This window comes from Vibrio hannami, assembly GCF_029589055.1.
Taxonomy (GTDB): Bacteria; Pseudomonadota; Gammaproteobacteria; order Enterobacterales; family Vibrionaceae; genus Vibrio; species Vibrio hannami.
Genome location: NZ_JARQZP010000003.1, coordinates 136,097 through 157,969 on the forward strand (window position 1 = coordinate 136,097; position 21,873 = coordinate 157,969).

The window sequence follows — 21,873 nt, forward strand, 5'->3', positions numbered from 1 at the left end:
TGTCACACTGTCTTTAAATTAATCAAGGAGACGCACTATGGAAACTCGAGAACTGGTACCTGGCTTCCAAGTTTCAGCAATAGGTATTGGCTGTATGGGCATGAGTGAGTTTTATGGGCCACGGGATGATGAAGTGTCATTAAAGGTATTGGCGAAGGCGTATGATCTCGGTATTACTTTTTATGATACAGCTGACACATACGGGCCGAACCATAATGAAGAGTTGATCGGCAAGTTTTTAAAGCAAACAAATGCAAGTGTCCGTATTGCCACTAAGTTTGGCATAGTGCGTAAGCCAGGTGAATATGCCCGCTCTATCAACAATAGCCCCAGTTATGTTCGCTTAGCCTGCGAAGCATCACTCAAGCGACTTGGTGTTGAGCAGATCGATCTATATTACGTCCACCGGGTAAACCCAGCCCAACCTATAGAAGAAACAATTGCGACGCTTTCTGATTTAGTTAAAGAGGGAAAAATCGCCCACATAGGCCTAAGCGAGGTTAGTGCATCAACACTTAAGAAAGCTCATGCAATCCATCCCATATCTGCTGTTCAAAGTGAGTATTCGTTATGGACTCGTGAAGTTGAGGAAAGCATTCTGCCTGCCTGTAAAGCTTTGGGCATTGGATTTGTGCCTTACTCACCGTTAGGGCGTGGTTTTCTGGCTGGCAGGTTCCAGGGTAGTGAAGGATTTACTGAGGGGGATTTCCGAGAGGCTTTACCACGCTTTGAAAAAGATGCTATGGCGAAAAATCAAAGAATTACGGATGTCATTGCTGAATTTGCGGTTGAAAAAGGATGTACACCAGCACAGTTATCTTTGGCTTGGTTGCTATCGAAAGGAGATAACATTGTACCTATACCCGGCACAAAAAAATTAAAGTATATCCAGGAAAATTCTGAGGCTGCAGGAATTGTGCTAAGCCCAGCAGAACTAAAACGCCTAGAGAGTCTGGTCGAAAAGCTTCCAGTTATTGGTGAGCGGTATACGCCTGAAGGAATGAAGGGACTGAACGCATAAGCACTACATCAGCAGGCTTTCCCATGTTTGTAGTGCTTGTAAAAGCATCTGGGAGGCGCTACTCATGACAACTTCGCTACCTTAGCAGCAATGCATAAGTGATTTCTTAAGTTGTTTATAAATCACTCATTGCAATTACCACGAGCTATCACCTCCAAATAAACTGCAGAAACTGCCAGTTTTAGCGGTCTTAAATAATCCAAAAATTTTTTCAGCCGCTTCTTCTGGTGTTCGATCAACATCTGGAGAAGCCATACTCGTACCTTAATTCGCGTTTCAATATTTTTACATATCAGTTTGAAAAGTACTGGAATCGCTGCGGATATAGCTATCAACAAGCTGCTGCCACTCATCAGGCTTGCCATAAAACTCAGTATGAGGAAGTACTATAAACTTATTCGCAACTTCAAGGATCAGCGTCGGATACCCATAAACCTGTAACTTCTGCATTAACAGTCGGCTTCTCTGTATTTCTTCCTGCTCGATACCTAGATTTGCATTCATAGTTTTATGCCACTGTGCGCCTTCTAATCCTAATTTTACTGATAGCTCCTCGAGTACTTTGGGATGATTGACCTGCTTACCATCAACATAGTGGGCATGCTGAATGGCTTTCAACATATCTAATGGGGCGATACCCAATTGCTTTGCTGTTAGAATTGCGCGTGCTGTGATGAAAGAGTCCAAAATCATTTTATCGTCGCTTTTCACTCGCTGGATATATTCATCTCCAAACTGTGCTCCGGTCATTTTGGCTATACGCTCGTCATTGACGAGGATATGGCTCCGAAAATCGGGCTCGATAGCCTTATTGTCAATCATACCGCCGGGGTGAAGCGCCAACTCAATCTCAGTGTTAGCTGCAATTGCAACTAACAGAGAAGTAGCACCGTAACACCAACCACACATCGGGTCGAAAAAGTAGTGTACTTTTACCATTTTATTTCACCCATATGTACCTTAGCACCAATACTTAGAGCCATAGACAGTTGTGCATCAGGATAGCTTTCAGACATTTTTCCTATCACTTCAGCGCTATTCTGGCTGCTACTTTTCGCCTGCTGGAAGTCTGCCAGATACTGCTGAGAATAACTTATAGTGCTTGCATCAAGCTTAGTTCCGACTTTCATGTGTCCCGGAATGACTATCTCCGGATTTAGCTCCTGTAGTTCTTCCAACTGCTTAACCCAGGCTTTCAGACTACCCTCAGACTGCGCGTCAGCCATCCAAAGGTGCAAATTGCCGTAAACGGCGACATTACCCAGAACCGTTTTGCTAGAAGGAATCCACAAGTAAGGACGATGAGCCAATTCTCCTTGAGTGCCACGAATCTCAATTTTGTGTCCTTCAATTGTCAACGCATTGCCTTCGATAGCTTGTGGTAGATACGGTTCAACCGGAGCATTATTCCCCATTTTAGGCCCCCAAAATGCTAGTTTTCCTGCAAGCTTTTTCTCTATAACCTCAATAACTGCTGGAGTACTCAGAACTTGTGCTTTCGGGAATAGTGAATGTAGTACTTCTGCTCCAAAGTAATAATCTGGGTCAGCCTGACTGATAAAAATAGTTTTCAGCTCTTTGCCACTATCAAGAACTTTTGCGGCAATGCGCAGAGCATCTGCTTTGGTAAAGCCCGTATCGACTACCATGACTTCACTTTCACCGATTACTAATGTTGAATTTACGTGGAAGCTGTTCTTGTCAGCGTTATAAACATCAAGAGTAAGTGGTGTATTTTCCGCTGCGGTTACGTTTGTGGCCAGTAAGACAGATGTGGCGATTAGAGTTAATTTTTTCATACCGTTCTCCTTCAATGTGTTTGGGTATGGGGAGGATAATAAAGAATTGACGTGCTCAGAAAAACACACCAAACTGAGCATTATTGTTTCTTTATTCGATCGAATGTATGGATAGGCTAACAGCCGCAAAAGTATTTTTTGATGTTGCAACGACTGGCAGTTTTACCGCCACAGCAGACAGGCTGAATATGTCTCGTCCCATGGTGACGAGATACATTGAGACGATGGAAGCTTGGCTGAATACACGCCTGTTACATCGAACCACACGAAAAGTTTCTTTGACAACATCGGGCGAAACATGTCTGGAGGAAGTTAAACAATGGCTTAGGCAAGCAGAAAGCCTAAGCAGGCTGGCAGACACCAGTGGTGAATTGTCGGGTACAGTTCGGTTAGCAACCAGCATGTCTTTTGGTTATTCTCAATTGGTGCCAGCTATTCAAGAGTTTATGGCAGAGAACCCCAAAGTAAATGTCGATATCGACTTGCAAGACTCAGTAACCGACCTGACTGAAAGGCAGATAGATCTTGCTATCCGAATCGCGTCGGCACCTGATCCGGCTCTGATAGGCAAGCCTATATCGGTATGTGAGTCAGTTGTGGTAGCTTCGCCACAGTATTTGACTAGAAATAGTACTATTTCTGAACCGAGCGATTTAACCAATCATACTTGTCTTGGGTATAAAAATTTCCAACAACATATCTGGCATTTGACAAAAGACAACTCGCAACAATCGGTAGAAGTTAAGTGTAATCTGACAGCAAATGAAACGACAACCTTACTGCACGCAGCATTGTGTGGCGCAGGCATAGCTATTCAGCCAACTTATCTCGCAAACCAATACGTTAAAAGTGGTCAGCTTCAGCAGGTTTTGCCAAGCTGGAAACCAGACGACCTTACCATTTATGCTCTCTATACTTCCAGAAAATATATGTCATCAACTGTTCGTACACTGATTGATTATTTATCAAACTATTTTGCCGAAGCTCGTTGGTAATGTTTTGCCTGATTTTTGCCATTACAAAAGCTAAACTGCTCCATTCAAACTGGACACCCCCGCCAGACAATGCATCCAAGCAAATTATTACGCGAAAGTGGTGTAGAGATTGAAATGTTAAAAAGTGACATCTTCTGGAAGTTTGCTGTCACGGCGTCTCAACTGGTAACCATGAGTAACAGTACGGTGATTTCAGTGGCACGATCCGCCACTGAGTAATTACGTTAAGCCGAAATGGGGCACTTTCACGTTATAAAGCACCAATTGTAACGGATCTATACATGGTGAGTTACAGCACACCCATAGAATCAACGACGTTCAATTTGCAACCTTTCAACAAAGTGAATGAAATTATCTTTTGCAGCGCTCTGTAACTGCTCATTCCAAATTAGGCCGACATCCCATGAACTGCTTTCCCCGGACAGTTCCCAAAAAGCGACATGCTCATTCGCAATATGCCTTGCACTTGCTGGAACAATAGTGAAACCCAAATTTGCGGAGACTAGTGCTAACAATGTTTGAATATCATCTGCCTCCTGAACTACATTCAGTTTTATTTCATGCTCCTCTAATACCATGTTTATTTGTTGGCTTAGGCCCATACCTCGCTCAGGATTAAGCTGTAAATAATCGATTGAATCTAACGAAAACCACAATTTGTTTATGTTTATGCTTTGGCTTCGATGTGTCGCAAGTACTAGGTGATCTGTGCAGAGCTTCACGCCCTTCAGCGGAGCTAAAGCTGGTAGACGACTAAAACTGAGGTGAAGATCTCCTCGAAGTAAGAGCTCTGACTGCTTTTGAGATGGTATATCGTTGAGCGTAATGTGGATCTCTGGATAATGTTTTTTAAACTTAGCGATGTAATCTGGTGCAAGTTGATAAGAAGATATACCAAAACCTATATTGAGGTTTCCTGCAATGCCCTTGGCTACTCGCTGGGTTAGACATTTATAAGATTCAAAACTTGAAACAATTCGCTGCGCTTCAGGTAAAAGAGCAACCCCTGCCGCCGTCAAACTGGCCCCTTGTCTTCCTCTTTCAAATAACACCACGCCACAAAAAGCCTCAAGACGTTGAATCTTCTTGGTTAAAGCTGACTGAGTAATGTGTAAGTGCTCCGAAGCTACTCGATAATTACCGTCTTCCGCTAATTGACAGAATGTGCGTAAATCACCTAAATCCATTCCATTTTCTCATCGTTAATGGGAAGTTTATTCATTATACGGAATTGAATGAGGTTTTTAAAATGGAGGATATTCACTGAGTAAAAAGGAACGATCATGAAAGATATCCGTGTTGCCACTGTGCAATTTAATCACCATGCGAACGATAAAAATTACAATTTATCGATCATTCAAAGTTATGTAGTAAAGGCTGCTAAAGAAGGAGCCAAAATCATTGTCTTCCCTGAAATGTGTGTTACTGGTTACTGGCATGTTTCAACACTGCAAAAGTCGGAGATCGATGATTTGTCTGAGTTCATCCCGCAAGGAGAAACATCTCAACGCTTACTAGAAATGTCTGAAAAATATCAAATCAGCATCGGAGCAGGTTTAATTGAAAAAGACAAGAACGGAGATCTTTACAATTCTTATGTAATGGCAATGCCTGATGGTCAGATAGCCAAACACAGAAAGCTGCATACGTTTGTAAGCGAACACATGAGAAGTGGCAGTGAATACACGGTATTTGATACGCCACATGGATGCCGTGTAGGAATCCTGATTTGTTGGGATAATAATTTAGTCGAGAATGTTCGAATAACGGCATTAAAGGGGGCAGAAATTCTGGTCGCCCCTCATCAAACAGGTGGCACGAACTCTCGCAGCCCTAATGCGATGGGATTGATTGAGCCTCAGCTTTGGCATCATTGTAAACAAGACCCAGAGTCGATTCGTTCTGAAATGCAAGGTTCTAAAGGAAGAAAGTGGTTAATGCGTTGGCTACCCGCGCGTGCCCATGACAATGGCATGTTCCTGATCTTTAGTAACGGTGTTGGAGTTGATATGGATGAAGTTAGAACAGGGAATGCGATGGTACTCAATCCCTATGGAGAAATTATCGCTGAAACTGACTGCGTCGATAATGATATGGTAATTGCCGATCTCAATGCGAAAGATCTAAACATGTGTACAGGCAGACGCTGGATCAGAGGTCGTAGACCTAATCTCTACGCTCCCTTAACGATGGAAGGGAATGAATTGACGCCTTATCAAGCAAGATTCTCTACGCAAAAATAGATGGCGTATCTTATCGAACAGCCGCCAACGAATTATACGCTGGTGATTATATTGTGTCAGTATTACCTCGTTCCCACGCTCTGCGTGGTAATGCATACCATGGTTGAAAATGTATCCTTAAAATATTAATTAAAACATGGTGTTACTCAGGATTTGGTTTATATTCTGACTGATAACTTTGAATCTCATATGCATTCCCACGGAGACCGTGGGAACGAGATCCCGGTATAATTATGCAGTTCTGGAGGCAATGATTAATATATCACCTATACGCTTGCGTAGGTGTTTTCTTGTACAAAAAAACCTCCTACTCAATGAGCAGGAGGCAATGTTTTTTGCGTTACTATTAATCTTGATACTGGTCGTGAGATACATCCAGTTGGTAGAAAGTCGCCTGTGAGTAGTCGTCTAGATCTCCGCTGATGTTTTGGTTGTATACACCCGCTTTGAAATACATGTATTTGCCGCCTACGTCATAGCCGCTTTCACTCATATCAACCACTTGTACAACGTCGTCTTTATCTTCACGCATTAACGTCACTGTCATCGTGTTGCCTTTAACGGCAATGCGGTAGCTAAATACTTCACCAAGTGCGATACCATCTTCACCCACTTCAGCAGTCATGTCGCCTACTAACGGATAGAAATCCTCTTTTGTAGCGTCCTGGCTTTCGTGTGCGAAGTATACCGCTCCCGTTGCATGGTTTGGCAGTTTACGGTAGTACAAGCGAATAGGCTCATCGTTTTGATCGTGAATCTGACCAATGATGAAGCGACCTACTTCATTCGCGTTTCCTGTTGTTGTCGCATGGTCGATTTTCAACGTCGCTTCTAGAACGCCGTCGATACCACCTGCCGCTTTTAGATCGGCTTCAGGTGCGCTTGAGAATACCCAGTTATTCTTGTTAACACCCTTTGTGCTAATGGATTCGTCGCCACGACGCATCATCTCACGAAGCTCGGTACGTGCATACTTGGTGTTTTTAGAAGTACGTACACCTTTCACGTAAGACTTGAATACTAAACCACCATCGTCAGCGGTATAGAATATTTCCGGGTGTTGGTATCCGTTTGCAAGGTTCCACTCAGAAACGTCATCAGGTCTGCCGTTTTTGTCATGGTCGAATGGTTGAGATAGATACCAGTGTGTGAGGTCAAAGTTTTCGCTTGGTGCATTATCAGCACGCGGTGTAGCTGGCAGGTCTGTTGGTACTGGCAGTGCGGTACGTGTGTTACATTTTACTGTGGTTTCGCAAGGGTAAACCGCTGGTGCGCCGAAGTCACCAGAGCGCAGATTTTTGCGCGCTTCTTTACGTGCTTTTTCCGCAGCTTTCATTTCAGCGATCATTGTTGCCTCTGCAGCAACCACCTCGGGAGTGATAATGTGGCTAGCAGGGCAAGCATTAACATTACAGTTAACCGCTGCCAATTCAGTTACACTGTTCCAGCCACTTTTAGTGTTACCGTGACCAACGTATTTTACGTAGCGAGCTTTAACTGCTGGTGTAAACTGGAAACGTTCTATGCCGATTGCCTTACCTGAGCTCATCTGATCCTCAAGCACGGTTGTCCAGTTTTCACCATCAACGCTCACTTGAATATCGAATTTAGACTGGCGCTCATTGCCTTTACTGAAGGCTGCTTGAACAGCGTCAAACTCATGCACTGAACCATAGTCCAGCATTGCCCATTCGCCGTCACCAGCGGAAGACCAGCGTGTTGTTAAATCCTGATCAAACAGTCGATCAGGACCATTACCATCATGGCTACTGGCAGTGATAGCTACCGGCGTCAGAATCGGCTCACCAGTTTCTTTGTTATTTGGAAAATCAGCAGTCGTTGCGTTCGAGCAACCCATCGCTAGTAATACGGAAGAGGCAATCAAGCTCTTTACAATCGTTTGTTTCATACTAAACCTATTATTGTCTTACAAATTCGACACCTTCAAGCACTCAAGATGCTCACAACCACCTACATTATGGGAGGTTACCTTATGGTGCTTTGCCGTTGCTGGTGACAATACATAATCTTATATTACAAATAATTATTTGGTTGAAAAAATGGGACTAGTGACACTTTCTGTGCTTTTCATACTTTAACTAGATCACATTGTTATTAATAAAAACTTTAGGGTGGGTAGGTTCTCAAAGAGGCTCTAGATTATTTTCTAACGGGAGCTAGGCATCGTTCTCTCCGAGTTCTGAGTTAAGCCAATTCTCAAAATCGTATACTTTTCTTAACCCTCTTTTATAGCTCGGAACGATAACGTAATAACCGAATAGGCTTGTCATGCTCATTTGCAGAGGGTTTACCAGCTGCCCTTTTTTCTGCATTGGTTTCACCATAAAGTCCGGTAACAAGGCAAGACCACGGTTGTCCATTACCGCAGTTAAAGACATGAAAAAATGTTCATAACCGACTTTGCGATAGTCCGGCTCTGAATCGAGCTTCAACTCGCTTTTAAACTGCTCCCATAGCTGAGGCCGTGTAACCTGAGGGATAAAATCATGGCGGGCTAAATCCTCTTGCTTTCGAATCGGATTTTTTTTCATAAGCGAGGGAGATGCAACGAGTAAAAGTATCTCTTTCTGCAAAAGCCGCGCGTGTTCATAATGTTGAGAAAGCGGGAGACAGCGAATAAACACATCGTGATCGCTGTTGCTGTTTTTTACAGGGCCATCGCCTGTTTTTATGCTGATCTGAATGTGTGGGTATAGCTTCGTAAACTCTTCTATTTTTTCAATCAACCATAAACTGGCAAAAGAGGGGGTGACATTGATAGTTAATAAATCCCTCTCCTTGTCTGACTGAAGTACATTGGCGGTCGAAGATTGGATGATCTGGAGTGCTTCGGACACTTTGGGCAAATACCGTTTTCCTGCATTAGTCAGTTCTATTCCGTTTATATGGCGGTGAAACAGCGGTTGCCCTAATTGTCGTTCAAGGGTCGCTATTTGTTTGCTAACTGCACCCTGAGAAATCGCCAGTTCATCGGCTGCTTTTGAGAAGTTCATGGTGCTGGCGACCGCCATAAAAGTACGTAACGCTTTTATTGAGGGGAGCTCGCTTCCTTTGACCATTGACTTGTCCTTGTCTATTTACTCTGCTGTTATGAGTCTATTCCTTTTATTCATGATTATCTACGATATATGTTTTTAAGTACGTTTATTACCTGTTTATTGCTCTTAATATGCTGATTATTGGTGCGTCACTATAAGAAAATGCACAGTTTTGGTGATACCCATTCCTTTTGCTCATGCCGTCGGAAAACTATTCATTTGTTTACAGACTCGTACAGGGGTATCAATAGCCGAAAACAAGCAATCACAAAGGAATCCGGTATGACTCATGTATTTCATCGTCACTGCCACAGTCAGTTGCCAACGGTTGTTCGTGGAGAAGGCGTTTATTTATACGATAGCGATGGTAAGCGTTATCTGGATGGTTGTGGAGGTGCTGCGGTTTCGAACCTGGGCCATAACCATGCAGCGGTAAAGCATGCAGTAATGGCGCAGCTTGAAGCTGTTCCGTTTGCGCATACCGGCTTTTTTACTTCGAGCAGTAGTGAACAACTTGCAAGCCTGCTCGCGAGTCTGGCCCCAGCCCCCTCAATCATGTGTACTTCGTAAGCGGAGGTTCAGAAGCGGTAGAGTCAGCCTTAAAGATGGCACGGCAATACTTCGTCGAAATTGGTCAGCCTGAGAGAACACAGTTTATTGCGCGTCGGCAAAGCTATCATGGAAACACGTTAGGGGCTCTGGCTGTTGGAGGAAATCAGTGGCGAAGAACTCAGTTTGAACCATTGCTTTCAGATGTTCACCACGTTTCACCTTGCAACGCATATCGCGATATGCGTGTTGATGAAACGGAAATCGAATACTCGAAAAGGTTGGCTGACGAACTGGAACAAACCATTCTGGATATTGGTGCTGATAATGTAATGGCATTTGTAGCAGAGCCTGTAGTTGGTGCGACTGCCGGAGCTGTCCCTGCTACTAAACACTATTTTAAGCTTGTGCGTGAAGTTTGCGATAGGTATGGCGTACTGCTGATTCTTGATGAAGTGATGTGTGGCGTAGGCAGAACGGGTAGCTTTTATGCTTTTGAACAAGAAGAAGTGGTTCCGGACTTAGTAACGATTGCCAAAGGGCTGGGGGCGGGTTATCAGCCTATAGGGGCTGTGATCGCAAGTAATAAAATTTTCGAAAAAATTGCCAGTGGAAGTGGTTTTTTCCAGCATGGGCATACCTTTATGGCGCACCCGATGGCGTGTGCAGCCGCGTTAGCAACGGTGCGAACCATTATTTCAGATGGTCTACTCAAAAAAGTGCAAGAACAGGGCAAGAAGCTAAAAAGTTTGTTGCAAAGAGATTTATCGTCACTTCCTTATATCGGAGATATCCGGGGGAAAGGGATGTTTCTGGGAATTGAGCTTGTATCTGACAAGAGTGCCAAGCGTCCTTTACATAGCTCAACGCTGGCGCATAAAAAAATCAAATCGAAGGCTATGGAGTTGGGATTAATGTGTTATCCAATGTCCGGCACCATTGATGGCTCTTCAGGCCACCATATCTTGCTCGCGCCACCTTTTATTATCAGTGACAACGAACTGGAAGAGCTTGTATATAAACTAACAATTGCCATTAAAGAGTGTGCCGCACATTGGGAAGTTAAGGAGAGCCTGAATGAGAAACAGGATAGCTATTATCGCTGCGCCTAATGGGGCGAGAAAACAAAAGTCGGACCATCCCGCGTTGCCTGTTACTGTTGACGAGATAGTCAATGATGTTCTTGACTGCCGCGATGCGGGAGCGGCAATGGTGCATGTCCATGCCAGAGACAAAAACGGTAACCATAGCCTTGCTGTTGACGATAATCAGGTGCTGTTTAACGAGCTGAAAGATAGGGTGGGCGACAGTGTTATAATTCAACTCACAACAGAGGCTATTGGTATCTATTCTCCGGAGCAACAGATGGAACTGATTCGGGAGATATGCCCCCCTGCGGCATCTTTTGCTCTTAAGGAGCTAGTCCCCGATGAAAAGTATTTAGTTAAAGCTGAACAGTTTTTTCACTGGGTCGCCGATCAGAACATATTAGCTCAATATATTCTTTATGATCGTGAGGATGTGGATAGATATCTTTCACTGTGTAGAGACGGAGTCTTGCCTGTTAGGGGGCGCCATGCATTGCTAGTGTTAGGACGCTATCAGAAAGATCAGTTCTCGGAGCCATCAGATCTGATTCCATTCTTGTCCAGAGAGTTGCTTGATAACGAACGTTGGGGAGTGTGTGCATTTGGTCCCAAAGAACATCAGTGCCTTACTGCGGCCATGCTACTTGGTGGGGATATCAGGGTTGGGTTTGAGAATAATCACCTGGATAAATTTGGTAACCCTGCAAAAAACAATGCCACGCAAATAACCAATCTTTCGGAGCAGGCAAGAATGTTAAATATAGAGCTAGATGACGCGATAAGTTACCAAAATTACTTCAGAACAGGTGGATAAATTCAATAGCTGATTAGCATGTAGTTTCTTAGAATTGCTTTCTAAGCCTGAGCTTTCCGCTTGGGCTTTGCTTTAACTAAACTGATAAGCATCCATCGCCAGTACCTCGTACTGGACCGCATTATGTAACCGGGTTACCTCTGATAAATTGCTGCTACCCATCGCATTAAACAAAGGAATAAAATGTTCCTGAGTCGGATGGTTATAGAACACATGAGGTGCTTCTTTTAAGTAGTTCAGTAATGAGTCAATATTACCTGAGAGCAGTTTCTCATTTACCCACGAAGTAAAAGAGTCAACTTTATTCCGGCTACCCTGGTCAGGGGTTGCGTTGAACACTTCACGTAAGTTGTGACTTATTCCGCCAGAACCGAGCAACAGTACACCCTCATCGCGTAAAGGAGCGAGAAGCTGGCCTAACTTGTAATTCAATTCAGCGCCAAGGCGACTGTTAATTGAAACTTGTACTACAGGTATGTCTGCATGCGGGAACATCAAAAGCAATGGCATCCATACGCCATGATCCCACCCTAGTTGTGTATCCAGTGTTGCATACACCCCGGCGGAAGAAAGCAGTTCAGCAACCTTAGTCGCTAAATCCGGGTTACCAGGTGCAGGGTACTCGAGTTGATAAAGTGGTTCGGGAAAACCATAAAAGTCATAGATTAAAGAAGGCCTTTCACCTGCGGTAATAACAATGTCGTTGGGAATATCCAGGTGAGCTGAGAATACAATGATCGCTTTCGGTTGTTCTAATCTTTGCCCAAGCTGCTTCAAGAAGCGTGAAGTTTCAGAGTCTTCCATAGCCAACATAGGAGAGCCATGAGAGATAAAAAGTGCGGGTTGTTTATTAGTATTCATGCTTTGGGCTCCTTACTTTCAAACCACAGTTTTCTGTGTATAAGACTAAGAATACTAATCGTGGATATGTTTATAAATAATGCTACTATTGAATTATTATAAACATTACGTTTCAAAAAAGGTGTGGCATGGATAAGCTGGATATGATGAAAACTTTTGTGACAGTGGCGCAAGAGGGCTCTTTTTCAAAGGCGGCAGACAAGCTTGATATGTCTCCTCAACTTGTCAGCAAATACGTTTCCAATCTGGAAAAGAAAATCCAGGCCAGACTCCTAAACAGAACCACCAGAAAAGTGACGCTGACGGAAGCGGGGCGTCAATATACGATACGTTGTAATCAAGTACTGAATGATATTGATGAGATGGAAAATGCGCTAATCGACTGGCATCAAAAGGTTGCAGGCGTTCTTACAATCAATGCGCCAATGTCTTTTGGTCATCGTCATCTTCCCCGAGTACTGGTTGACTTTCAGGCCAAATATCCCGATGTAGAAGTGAGATTGAATCTGACTGATTCCAAGGTAGATATTGTGGCAGAAGGAGTCGATATCGCTCTTCGTATTGGTAGCTTAAAAAGCGAAAGTGTTATCGCACGAAAAATTACCACCAGCCGAATCGCGATCCTGGCGTCACCGGAATATCTAGAAAAAAATGGTACACCGTCAAAGCCTGAAGAGTTAGCAGGACATGATTTTTTAAACTACTCCTATGCTGATCAGGATCAACTGACCGCATTGCTAGGAGTTAATGCTAGTGAACAGAACATCCGCTATAGCGTGTGTGCCAACAATGGAGATATGCTGGTGAGCTCTGCCATACTAGGTGCAGGGGTTACCATTCAGCCTACGTTTATTGCCGGAGATTACGTGAGAGAAGGAAAATTAGTCCGTATCCTCGAAGAGTATGAGCCTGATCCTGTGGGGCTATATTTGATCTATGCGAACCGCCAGTTTCTTCCAAGCAAAACCAGAGCATTTATTGACTTTCTCAGTAATTATTATGATGACGTTCCTTACTGGGATCAGTGCTAATTAGCGGATGTGATATCCAACATTCTTAACTTAAGCTCTTCAAATGCTTTCGTTATCTTCTATAAATAACGAAACTATTTTATTGCTTAATTTGTCAGTAAGAGCCCTTTTCGTAACAGGGTTTGCGTGTGATTTTGTTCACAATTTAAACATACCTCTTTAGTGTAGTTTTTTTTCAAAATTGATTTACATCAGTAATTGTGTGACCTGCCTCACTAATACTCTAGCTAATTTTGATTACTACATTCAGGTAACCCAATGAGCAAAAAGATGCGTCTGGTCGTTATTGGCAACGGTATGGTAGGGCATCGCTATATCGAGGAACTGGTAGACAAAGCGGATATTCAGAATTTGGATGTCACGGTATTCTGCGAAGAACCTCGGGTAGCGTATGACCGAGTCCACCTATCTTCTTACTTTTCTCACCACACGGCGGAAGAACTCTCGCTCGTTAAAGAAGGTTTTTACGAAAAGCATGGCATTAATGTTTTGATTGGAGAACGTGCAATCAACGTTAATCGTAAAAGCCAGATCATCTACTCTAGCAGCGGTCGTGAAGTAAAATACGACAAACTAGTGATTGCGACTGGCTCTTTCCCTTGGGTTCCACCGATCAAAGGCAACGAAGGTCCTGATTGTTTTGTTTACCGTACCATCGAAGATCTTAAAGCGATTGAAGCGACGGCGAAGAAGAGCAAAAGTGGCGTAGTTGTTGGTGGTGGTCTTCTTGGACTAGAAGCCGCAGGTGCACTTAAAGCTCTCGGTGTGGAAACGCATGTTATCGAATTTGCGCCAGTACTGATGGCAGAGCAGCTTGACCTTCAAGGCGGCCAGCAGCTTCGCAACAAAATCGAACGTATGGGTGTTCAGGTTCATACCAGCAAGAATACTCAGGAAATCGTCGCTGAAGGTGAGTCTGCCCGAAACACAATGAAGTTTGCAGATGGCACTGACCTTGAAGTTGACTTTATCGTGTTCTCTACCGGTATCCGTCCTCAGGACAAGCTTGCACGTCAGGCTGAGCTGGAGATTGCACCTCGTGGTGGGGTAGCTATCAACGATTTCTGCCAGACATCTGATGAAAACATCTATGCTATTGGCGAATGTGCTTCGTGGAATGAGACCTTCTTCGGCCTTGTTGCTCCTGGTTACAAAATGGCTCAGGTAGCGGTTGACCATCTTATTGGCAACGAGAACAGTTTCGAAGGTGCCGATATGAGTGCAAAACTGAAGCTGCTAGGTGTTAAGGTTGGCAGTATCGGTGACGCAAATGGCCGCACACCAAACTGCAAAAGTTATGTTTACCTGAACGAAGACGAAGAAGTTTATAAGCGTCTTATTGTTTCTGAAGATGGTAAGAAATTACTGGGTGCAGTACTGGTTGGAGACACATCTGATTACGGTAATCTTCTCCAGCTTAAGCTGAATGATATCGACCTTCCTGAAAAGCCGGATACCTTGATTCTACCAGCTCATGCAGGTGCTGAAAAACCTGCACTAGGTGCCGACTCTCTGCCTGAAAGCGCTGTGATCTGTTCATGCTTTGATGTGACCAAGGGAAAGATTGCTCAGGCGGTTGCAGATGGTCACCACACTTTGGCGGATGTTAAAGCGGCTACAAATGCAGGTACTGGCTGTGGTGGTTGCCTTCCTTTGGTCACCGATGTACTGAATGCAGAGCTTTCAAAATCGGGTATTGAGGTAAACAATCACATTTGTGAACACTTTGAATACTCTCGCCAGGAGCTATTCCACCTGATTAGAATCGAAGGCATTAAGACATTTGACGCGCTTATAGAGAAATACGGTAAAGGCTACGGCTGCGAAGTATGTAAACCTGCCGTGGGTTCTATTCTGGCTTCATGCTGGGGTGAACATATCCTGAAACCAAAACTGGTTTCTCTGCATGATACCAACGATAACTTCCTTGGCAATATGCAAAAGGATGGTACTTACTCGGTTATTCCTCGTATGGCGGGTGGTGAAGTAACACCAAAAGCGCTGGCTGTTCTGGCAAGCGTTGCAGAAGAGTACAACCTGTATACCAAAGTTACTGGTGCGCAGCGTATTGGTCTGTTTGGCGCTCAGAAGGATGACCTTCCTGCTATTTGGAGCAAGCTAATTGATGCTGGTTACGAAACAGGTCAGGCATATGGCAAATCTCTACGCATGGTGAAAACCTGTGTGGGTAGTACCTGGTGTCGCTACGGTGTTCAAGACAGTGTTGGCCTAGGTGTTGAGCTGGAGAACCGCTACAAAGGTATTCGTGCTCCTCACAAAATGAAGTTTGGTGTATCTGGTTGTACCCGTGAATGTGCGGAAGCGCAGGGCAAAGATCTGGGTATCATCGCGACCGATGCAGGCTGGAATATGTATGTTTGTGGTAACGGCGGTATGAAACCACGTCACGCAGACTTACTTGCTTCTGACCTGGACAAAGAAACCCTAATCAAATACGTCGACCGCTTTATGATGTTCTACGTTCGTACCGCAGATAAACTTCAGCGTACATCTGTGTGGATGGAGAACCTTGAAGGCGGCATCGATTATCTGCGCGAGGTGATCATCGACGACAAGCTCGGCATCAATGACCAACTTGAAGCAGACGTTCAGAAGCTGGTGGAAAACTTCAGCTGTGAATGGAAAGACACCATCAGTGACGAGTCTCAGCTGAAGCGCTTCTCTCACTTTGTTAACTCGAAAGAGCGCGACAACAACGTCATGTTTGTTCAGGCTCGTGAGCAACACCGTCCGGCAACATTTGCTGAGAAACACCCTGAAGCGAAAGGGGACATCCTGCATGTTTCTTTAAACGTAGGTTCATCAGCTAAATCGGAGGAAATGGTATGAGCAACTGGACAAAAATCTGTCAGCTAGATGACATCATTCCGGGTACTGGCGTTTGCGCTTTGGTTGAAGGTGAGCAGGTAGCGGTGTTTCGCCCAAGAGCGACTGAAGAAGTATTTGCCATCAGCAATATGGATCCGTTCTTTCAGGCTAACGTGTTGTCACGTGGTCTGACGGTAGAACATAAGGGCGAGCTTTGGGTAGCTAGCCCGCTGAAAAAACAGCGCTTTAATTTAAAGACTGGCGTTTGTATGGAAGACGAACAGTTTAACATCAAGGCGTTTCAGGTTCGCACCATCGACGGGCAGGTAGAAGTTTCTGCTTAATCGATAAGTATTAATAGCAAAGGGCTTTCGGTGAGCCTGTTTCGGTATCAATCGAGAGCCTTTGACTATTCATTCTTAACTTTTAAATTTTAACTTTTGAATAGGGACATAAGATGTCAGATCTAAAACCTGCAGAATTTGTACAAACCATGATAGATGTTGGCGAAGCGAAAGTGAAAACCAGCACTCGTGATCTCTTATTACGTGGCACCATGGCGGGTGTTATATTGTCGTTAGCTGTGGTAGTTGCTATCACGACAATCGTTCAAACCGGCATGGGTGTTGTTGGCGCATTGGTATTCCCAGTAGGCTTTTGTATTCTTAGCCTGATGGGTTATGATCTGGTAACAGGCGTATTTGGCCTCGCTCCTCTGGCAAAATTTGAAAATCGTCCGGGCATCACCTGGGGCCGAATTCTTCGTTGCTGGGGCCTTGTTGGTCTGGGTAACCTGATTGGTTCACTTATTGTGGCATTTCTGATTGCGCTATCTCTAACGAAAAACTTCACTATCGACCCCAATGCGGTAGCTCAGAAGATTATCGCGGTTGCAACTGCCCGTACTGTTGGTTTTGAAACTCTTGGAACCGATGGTTGGATTACTTGTTTTGTACGTGGCATTTTCTGTAACCTGATGGTGTGCCTGGGCGTTATCGGTAATATGACCGCACGTACAGTTGCAGGCAAGATTGCGGCGATGTGGCTACCTATCTTTATCTTCTTCGCACTTGTATTTGAGCACACTGTTGTGAACATGTTCCTGTTCCCACTAGGTATGATGCTAGGTGCTGACTTCGGTATTGCAACGTGGCTGAACTTCAACCTTATCCCAACTATTTTGGGTAACATTGTAGGTGGTCTTGTTTGTACCTGTATCCCTCTATACCTGACTCACGCTAAAACAGCGCCTGCTATTGACGCTGAGCAAACAGAAAAAGTAAATGCGGAACCTGCATTTGGTACTAACTAAGTAATTCAGCATATCATCTATTATTAAAGGGAGCTTAACCTCAGCGAGGCAAAGCTCCTTTTTTGTTCTTTTTATCTATCGGGTTTATACCTTATGACAGTTAATACATTTTCGAATCAATCTGGTGGCTTTGTTTCTCTTGTCGGTGCTGGACCCGGAGATCCAGATTTGCTTACAGTTAAAGGTCACCGGGTCATTCAACAAGCAGAAGTTGTGGTCTACGACCGGCTGGTTTCCCCTGAGATAATTGCACTCGCCAGTGATGACGCGGAGATGATCTATGTTGGGAAAAAGCTCGATTTTCACAGCGTTCCTCAGGAACAGATAAATCAGATTCTGGTAGATAAGGCTCAGGAAGGAAAAAAAGTCGTTCGTTTGAAGGGGGGCGATCCCTTTATCTTTGGTCGTGGCGGTGAAGAAATAGAAGCTCTGGCTGAAAACGGTGTCGCCTACGAAATCGTACCGGGCATTACGGCCGCTGCTGGAGCGACTGCCTACGCTGGTATTCCTTTAACGCACAGAGAACATGCCCAGGGAGTACAGTTTGTGACCGGGCATATCCAGAAAGATGGTCAGGAAATCGACTGGAATGCACTGGCGAATTCTAATCAAACCTTGGTGTTTTATATGGGGCTCAAGCAAAGCGCTTATATTGCATCAAAGTTGATAGAGAACGGGTTAAACCCCGAATTAGCTTGTGCAGTGATTGAGAAGGGGACGACCCGATCTCAGAGAGTGTTGAGCTGCGATTTAAGCTCGCTTCAAGAAACCGCTGCCGGGGCAGAAAGCCCTGCTTTGATTGTGATCGGTTCGGTGACATCTTTTCACCAAAAACTTAGTTGGTTTAAGCCGGAATAACATTTTTTGAATAACAATCAGTTGCCAGACAAATAAAAAGCCACATCACTAAATGATGTGGCTTTCTAAACTGAAATCTAGCTTTTTGGGAATTAAATACCCAGAGCCTGACCACCACCGATCTGAATGGTTTCAGCGGTCATGAAAGAAGCATCAGTGCTAACTAAGAAAGCAATAACTGAAGCAACTTCTTCTGGCTGACCAAGACGGCCAAGCATGATGCTGTTTGCCCATGAAGCAAATACTTCTGGCTTCGTTTCTTTGATCTGCTTGTGGAAAGGTGTATCGATTGTACCTGGAGATACACAGTTTACACGGATGCCAGCCGGTGCTAGTTCTTTAGCAAGCGCACGAGTTAGTGTGTGTACCGCAGCTTTAGAAGTACCGTAAATACCAGCACCAGGGCCGCCAGCGTTCCACGCTGCATTTGAAGTGAAGTTGATGATTGACGCGTTGTCAGACTTCTTCAAAAACGGGATAGCAGCACGAGATACGAAGAATGCGCTGTCTAGGTTCAGAGCCATTACTTTACGGAAGAAATCTGTTGTCATCTCTTCGATAGGGCTACGACCACCAAGGCCACCAGCGTTGTTTACAACAACGTCGATTTTGCCGAATTTGTTGCCGATTGCCTGTACATTTTCTGTTACTGCGTGCTCATCAGTAACGTCGAAACCGTAGTATTCTGCTTCGATACCAGCTTCATTTAGTTCTGCAACTCGTGCAGCACCGTTTTCATCTTCAATACCGTTAAGGATAACTGTGTAACCATCTTTACCAAGGCGTTTCGCTACCTGGAAACCGATACCGCCAGTGGCGCCTGTAATCAGTGCAATTTTATTAGACATAATCGTACTCTTGCCGTTGAGTGAACTTAATTAATTGGTTTTAGATTATCATAAAATTGCATTAATGCAATATAATAATACAAATAAACCCTAAGGAGTCGTGTTGATGAGATATACGTTCAGAAAATCGGTCTAAATGAGTATTTAAGACCCTACGTTTGCCAGCACAAAGTCTCTGAATGCCTGATTAGCACTAGACAAGAAACGATCTTTTTTCCAGGCAAGGCTCAACTCGATATAGAAGGGTTTGCTAAACCGCCTTGTTACTATGCTGTCATCGTCCTGAATGGCGACTTTCCACATGGGTGAGATTCCGTATCCCTGCCGTATGATGCTTTTGATAAGTGGGAGCAGGTTGCTAGAGAAGGCGATTTTGGGCGAGAGTTTTTCTTCGCGGCTAATTCGGTTTATAAGCGAGTGATGGTAATAACCTTTGCGAAACAGCACCAGTTCATGCGCCAGAAAATCTTTGTATTCTATCCGCTCTTTTTGGGCTAGTGGGTGGTCTGCAGCCATACAAACCACCATCTCTTCTTTAACTAATGTGCCGCTATCCAACTCTGGAGTGAGGTACTGGTCGGCGATAACGCCTAGCTCAATCTCGTCGTTTAACAGCATTTGCTGGATATTATGAGTACCATCGTCAATCACATTCAGCTGTAATCCAGGGTATTGGTGTTTAAACGCCATAAGAATGGGGGGAAAATAGTACGAGCCGATCATGCTGGGAACGCCTATCTCGACAACACCAGTATCAAGACCGCTTAGGTTTTTCATGGAGAGCTGAGCATCGGCGGTTTGCTTCAGAATTTGGCGGGCATGAACTAGAAACTCTTCTCCGGCAATAGTAAGGCTAACCCCTCTCTCCTGTCGATAAAACAGCGCGGTTTCTAGCTCTGTCTCCAGCTTTTTTATCGCAGAACTAATTGCAGGTTGTGCCAGGTTAAGCTTGCGAGAAGCTGCGGATATAGATCCCTGTTCTGCAACGGAAAGAAAGTACTTAAGTTGTCTGAGTTCCAAAGAATAGCTCCTCTTATCTTCAGGATTCGGTTTAAGTTAAAGGGTATAAAAAAAATATATGACATAGATAAATATATTATATTTTATTTATTGGCAATGAATTTTTATGCTACGCGTTATACATCCGATTAATCATGCCACCGCTCGTAGTATAGAAGTCATAAAAAGTGAAAAAAGTAACTCGTTATCAAAGATATATTCTCTGTGTTTGCCTCTGTTCAGTTATCACGTTTGCCAATATTTATTGGTTGCAGCCTTTGCTGCCTCTACTTAAAGAAAGCTTTAATATAACCAGCATTGAAGCCAACTTGGCGATGTCTGCTCCGCTACTGGGTATGGGGCTGGGGTTAATTGTTTGTGCAACTATTTCGGACTCACTTGGTAGATGTTCTGTACTGCTGGTCGGCATAGGGCTTGGTCTTTGTGTATCGTTGTTGCTTCCTTTGGCTGAAAGCTACACCACCTTTTTGATCTTACGCTTTTTTCAAGGTGGGTTTCTTGCTGTGTGTCCTGCTGTTGCGGTTCCTCTATTAGCCGATGAACTAAGAAAAAGCTGGCTACCAACCGCGGTAGGTTTTTACATCGCATCAAACACCCTCGGTGGACTATGTAGTCGACTAATTGGTGGTTTTGGTGCAGAAATGTTTGGTGGTTGGGCATCAGGGGGATACCTGGTCGCTGCAATTAGCACGGTGATGTTCTTTGCTATTTATGCACTATTACCCAAGCAAAAGCATTTTACTCCTGCAAAATTCAGTTTGAATAACAGCGTGAGAACGTATGCCCGCCATATGGGCAAGTTAAGGTTGGTACTAATTTATTTGACTATAGGTATTGGCTTTGGTTGCTTTGTAAATATTACTAATTATTTGATGTTGGTACTGGAACAAGCCCCTTATAGCATGCCAAGCGATCTTAGAAGCATGATGTTTTTAACGCTCTTAGGAGGAACAACTAGCTCATCATTAGCGGGTAAATTTTCCCAAAAACACAGTCAGGTCGCTGGAATTGGGTTGGGAATTGTTATCATGACTTTTTCCGTGCTACTCCTGCATCTCAATGAGCTTTTCTTCATGATCGTAGGAATGATTTTGCTTGCTGTCGGCTTTTTCTTTTGCCACGCTAACGCGAGTACGCTTATTGGTAAATCTGTGAAAAAAGCCCGAGGGAGTGCACAGGCGCTGTACAGTCTGTTTTATTACTCGGGTGCAAGTTTGGGAGTCTTGTACTATGAGCCAGCATTTATGCTTTCTGGCTGGCAAGGTGTATTAGTGGCGAGTGGCATTGCACTAAGTTGTGCAGCGATATTACTTTCTATGTACCAGATATTGCTGATGAAGAAAAAGCATTCATCTCAGCAATTTATCTAGCTGTGTTGACTGTTTTTAATAGTAAATTAGTTTCTTATTTTTTAAAAGGTAAGGTTTTAGTGCATTAAAATTAATAAAATAGCTCATAAAGATCATATTTTTAGCTGCAATTTAGTGACACTCTTCATAATAAATATAGTTATTTATAGCTAAAATGATGCGTCAATCTCCAAGGA

At 44.0% G+C, this 21,873-nt stretch carries 18 protein-coding genes and 1 pseudogene; 11 read left to right on the plus strand and 8 right to left on the minus strand.

Annotated elements, in window-relative coordinates; all coding sequences use genetic code 11:
* Nucleotides 1–37: 37 nt before the first annotated feature.
* Nucleotides 38–1,021 carry an aldo/keto reductase gene (locus tag P7F88_RS02050; protein ID WP_277821693.1) on the plus strand — a complete coding sequence of 328 codons (984 nt, stop codon included), beginning with the start codon at nucleotides 38–40 and terminating at the stop codon, nucleotides 1,019–1,021.
* Nucleotides 1,022–1,306: 285 nt separating this feature from the next.
* Here P7F88_RS02050 and P7F88_RS02055 read toward each other — a convergent pair whose 3' ends face one another.
* Nucleotides 1,307–1,960: a DsbA family protein gene (locus P7F88_RS02055; protein WP_277821694.1), complete on the minus strand. Its 654-nt coding sequence runs from the start codon at nucleotides 1,958–1,960 to the stop codon at nucleotides 1,307–1,309.
* Nucleotides 1,954–2,820: an MBL fold metallo-hydrolase gene (locus tag P7F88_RS02060; RefSeq protein ID WP_277821695.1), complete on the minus strand. Its 867-nt coding sequence runs from the start codon at nucleotides 2,818–2,820 to the stop codon at nucleotides 1,954–1,956. Before P7F88_RS02060 ends, P7F88_RS02055 begins: the two co-directional genes overlap by 7 nt.
* Before the next feature lie 107 nt (nucleotides 2,821–2,927).
* Between P7F88_RS02060 and P7F88_RS02065 the strand changes: the two genes are divergently transcribed.
* A complete protein-coding gene (locus P7F88_RS02065; RefSeq protein ID WP_277821696.1) occupies nucleotides 2,928–3,815 on the plus strand; it encodes a LysR family transcriptional regulator in 888 nt (295 codons plus the stop codon).
* Between the two features lie 308 nt (nucleotides 3,816–4,123).
* Here P7F88_RS02065 and P7F88_RS02070 read toward each other — a convergent pair whose 3' ends face one another.
* Nucleotides 4,124–5,002: a LysR family transcriptional regulator gene (locus P7F88_RS02070; RefSeq protein WP_277821697.1), complete on the minus strand. Its 879-nt coding sequence runs from the start codon at nucleotides 5,000–5,002 to the stop codon at nucleotides 4,124–4,126.
* Nucleotides 5,003–5,095: 93 nt separating this feature from the next.
* On the opposite strand from P7F88_RS02070, the gene P7F88_RS02075 reads away from it, so the two are divergent.
* On the plus strand, nucleotides 5,096–6,058 hold the full coding sequence (locus P7F88_RS02075; RefSeq protein WP_277824508.1) for a nitrilase family protein: 963 nt from the start codon (nucleotides 5,096–5,098) through the stop codon (nucleotides 6,056–6,058).
* Between the two features lie 346 nt (nucleotides 6,059–6,404).
* Here P7F88_RS02075 and P7F88_RS02080 read toward each other — a convergent pair whose 3' ends face one another.
* Nucleotides 6,405–7,967 (minus strand): polysaccharide lyase family 7 protein, encoded by a 1,563-nt coding sequence (locus P7F88_RS02080; RefSeq protein ID WP_277821698.1) that lies wholly within the window; start codon nucleotides 7,965–7,967, stop codon nucleotides 6,405–6,407.
* A gap of 268 nt (nucleotides 7,968–8,235) precedes the next feature.
* The gene (locus P7F88_RS02085; RefSeq protein ID WP_277821699.1) at nucleotides 8,236–9,138 is read right to left on the minus strand and encodes a LysR substrate-binding domain-containing protein; all 903 of its coding nucleotides are present in this window, start codon (nucleotides 9,136–9,138) and stop codon (nucleotides 8,236–8,238) included.
* 261 nt (nucleotides 9,139–9,399) lie between these two features.
* On the opposite strand from P7F88_RS02085, the pseudogene P7F88_RS02090 reads away from it, so the two are divergent.
* Nucleotides 9,400–10,778, plus strand: a pseudogene (locus P7F88_RS02090) (aspartate aminotransferase family protein).
* Nucleotides 10,744–11,568: a beta-keto acid cleavage family enzyme gene (locus tag P7F88_RS02095; protein ID WP_277821700.1), complete on the plus strand. Its 825-nt coding sequence runs from the start codon at nucleotides 10,744–10,746 to the stop codon at nucleotides 11,566–11,568. The pseudogene P7F88_RS02090 and the gene P7F88_RS02095 overlap by 35 nt, the downstream one beginning before the upstream one ends.
* A gap of 72 nt (nucleotides 11,569–11,640) precedes the next feature.
* On the opposite strand, the gene P7F88_RS02100 is transcribed toward P7F88_RS02095, so the two are convergent.
* Nucleotides 11,641–12,429 carry a DODA-type extradiol aromatic ring-opening family dioxygenase gene (locus P7F88_RS02100; RefSeq protein ID WP_277821701.1) on the minus strand — a complete coding sequence of 263 codons (789 nt, stop codon included), beginning with the start codon at nucleotides 12,427–12,429 and terminating at the stop codon, nucleotides 11,641–11,643.
* Nucleotides 12,430–12,557: 128 nt separating this feature from the next.
* Here P7F88_RS02100 and P7F88_RS02105 point away from each other — a divergent pair, with 128 nt between their 5' ends.
* The 5 genes from P7F88_RS02105 (at nucleotide 12,558) to cobA (ending at nucleotide 18,459) form a co-directional block, all read left to right on the plus strand.
* Nucleotides 12,558–13,460 (plus strand): LysR family transcriptional regulator, encoded by a 903-nt coding sequence (locus tag P7F88_RS02105; RefSeq protein ID WP_277821702.1) that lies wholly within the window; start codon nucleotides 12,558–12,560, stop codon nucleotides 13,458–13,460.
* 258 nt (nucleotides 13,461–13,718) lie between these two features.
* The gene (gene nirB / locus P7F88_RS02110) at nucleotides 13,719–16,310 is read left to right on the plus strand and encodes a nitrite reductase large subunit NirB (protein ID WP_277821703.1); all 2,592 of its coding nucleotides are present in this window, start codon (nucleotides 13,719–13,721) and stop codon (nucleotides 16,308–16,310) included.
* Nucleotides 16,307–16,633 (plus strand): nitrite reductase small subunit NirD, encoded by a 327-nt coding sequence (gene nirD / locus P7F88_RS02115; protein WP_277821704.1) that lies wholly within the window; start codon nucleotides 16,307–16,309, stop codon nucleotides 16,631–16,633. The genes nirB and nirD overlap by 4 nt, the downstream gene beginning before the upstream one ends.
* 113 nt (nucleotides 16,634–16,746) lie before the next feature.
* A complete protein-coding gene (locus tag P7F88_RS02120; protein WP_277821705.1) occupies nucleotides 16,747–17,601 on the plus strand; it encodes a formate/nitrite transporter family protein in 855 nt (284 codons plus the stop codon).
* Between the two features lie 93 nt (nucleotides 17,602–17,694).
* Nucleotides 17,695–18,459: a uroporphyrinogen-III C-methyltransferase gene (gene cobA / locus P7F88_RS02125; RefSeq protein WP_277821706.1), complete on the plus strand. Its 765-nt coding sequence runs from the start codon at nucleotides 17,695–17,697 to the stop codon at nucleotides 18,457–18,459.
* 92 nt (nucleotides 18,460–18,551) lie between these two features.
* Here the strand turns inward: cobA and P7F88_RS02130 are convergent, their stop codons facing one another.
* Both P7F88_RS02130 and P7F88_RS02135 read right to left on the minus strand, forming a co-directional pair.
* Nucleotides 18,552–19,307 carry an SDR family NAD(P)-dependent oxidoreductase gene (locus P7F88_RS02130; RefSeq protein WP_277821707.1) on the minus strand — a complete coding sequence of 252 codons (756 nt, stop codon included), beginning with the start codon at nucleotides 19,305–19,307 and terminating at the stop codon, nucleotides 18,552–18,554.
* A 144-nt stretch (nucleotides 19,308–19,451) separates the two neighbouring features.
* Complete coding sequence (locus P7F88_RS02135) at nucleotides 19,452–20,327, minus strand: LysR family transcriptional regulator (protein WP_277821708.1); 876 nt, start codon at nucleotides 20,325–20,327, stop codon at nucleotides 19,452–19,454.
* Between the two features lie 167 nt (nucleotides 20,328–20,494).
* Between P7F88_RS02135 and P7F88_RS02140 the strand changes: the two genes are divergently transcribed.
* On the plus strand, nucleotides 20,495–21,697 hold the full coding sequence (locus tag P7F88_RS02140; RefSeq protein WP_277821709.1) for an MFS transporter: 1,203 nt from the start codon (nucleotides 20,495–20,497) through the stop codon (nucleotides 21,695–21,697).
* Nucleotides 21,698–21,873 lie beyond the last annotated feature (176 nt).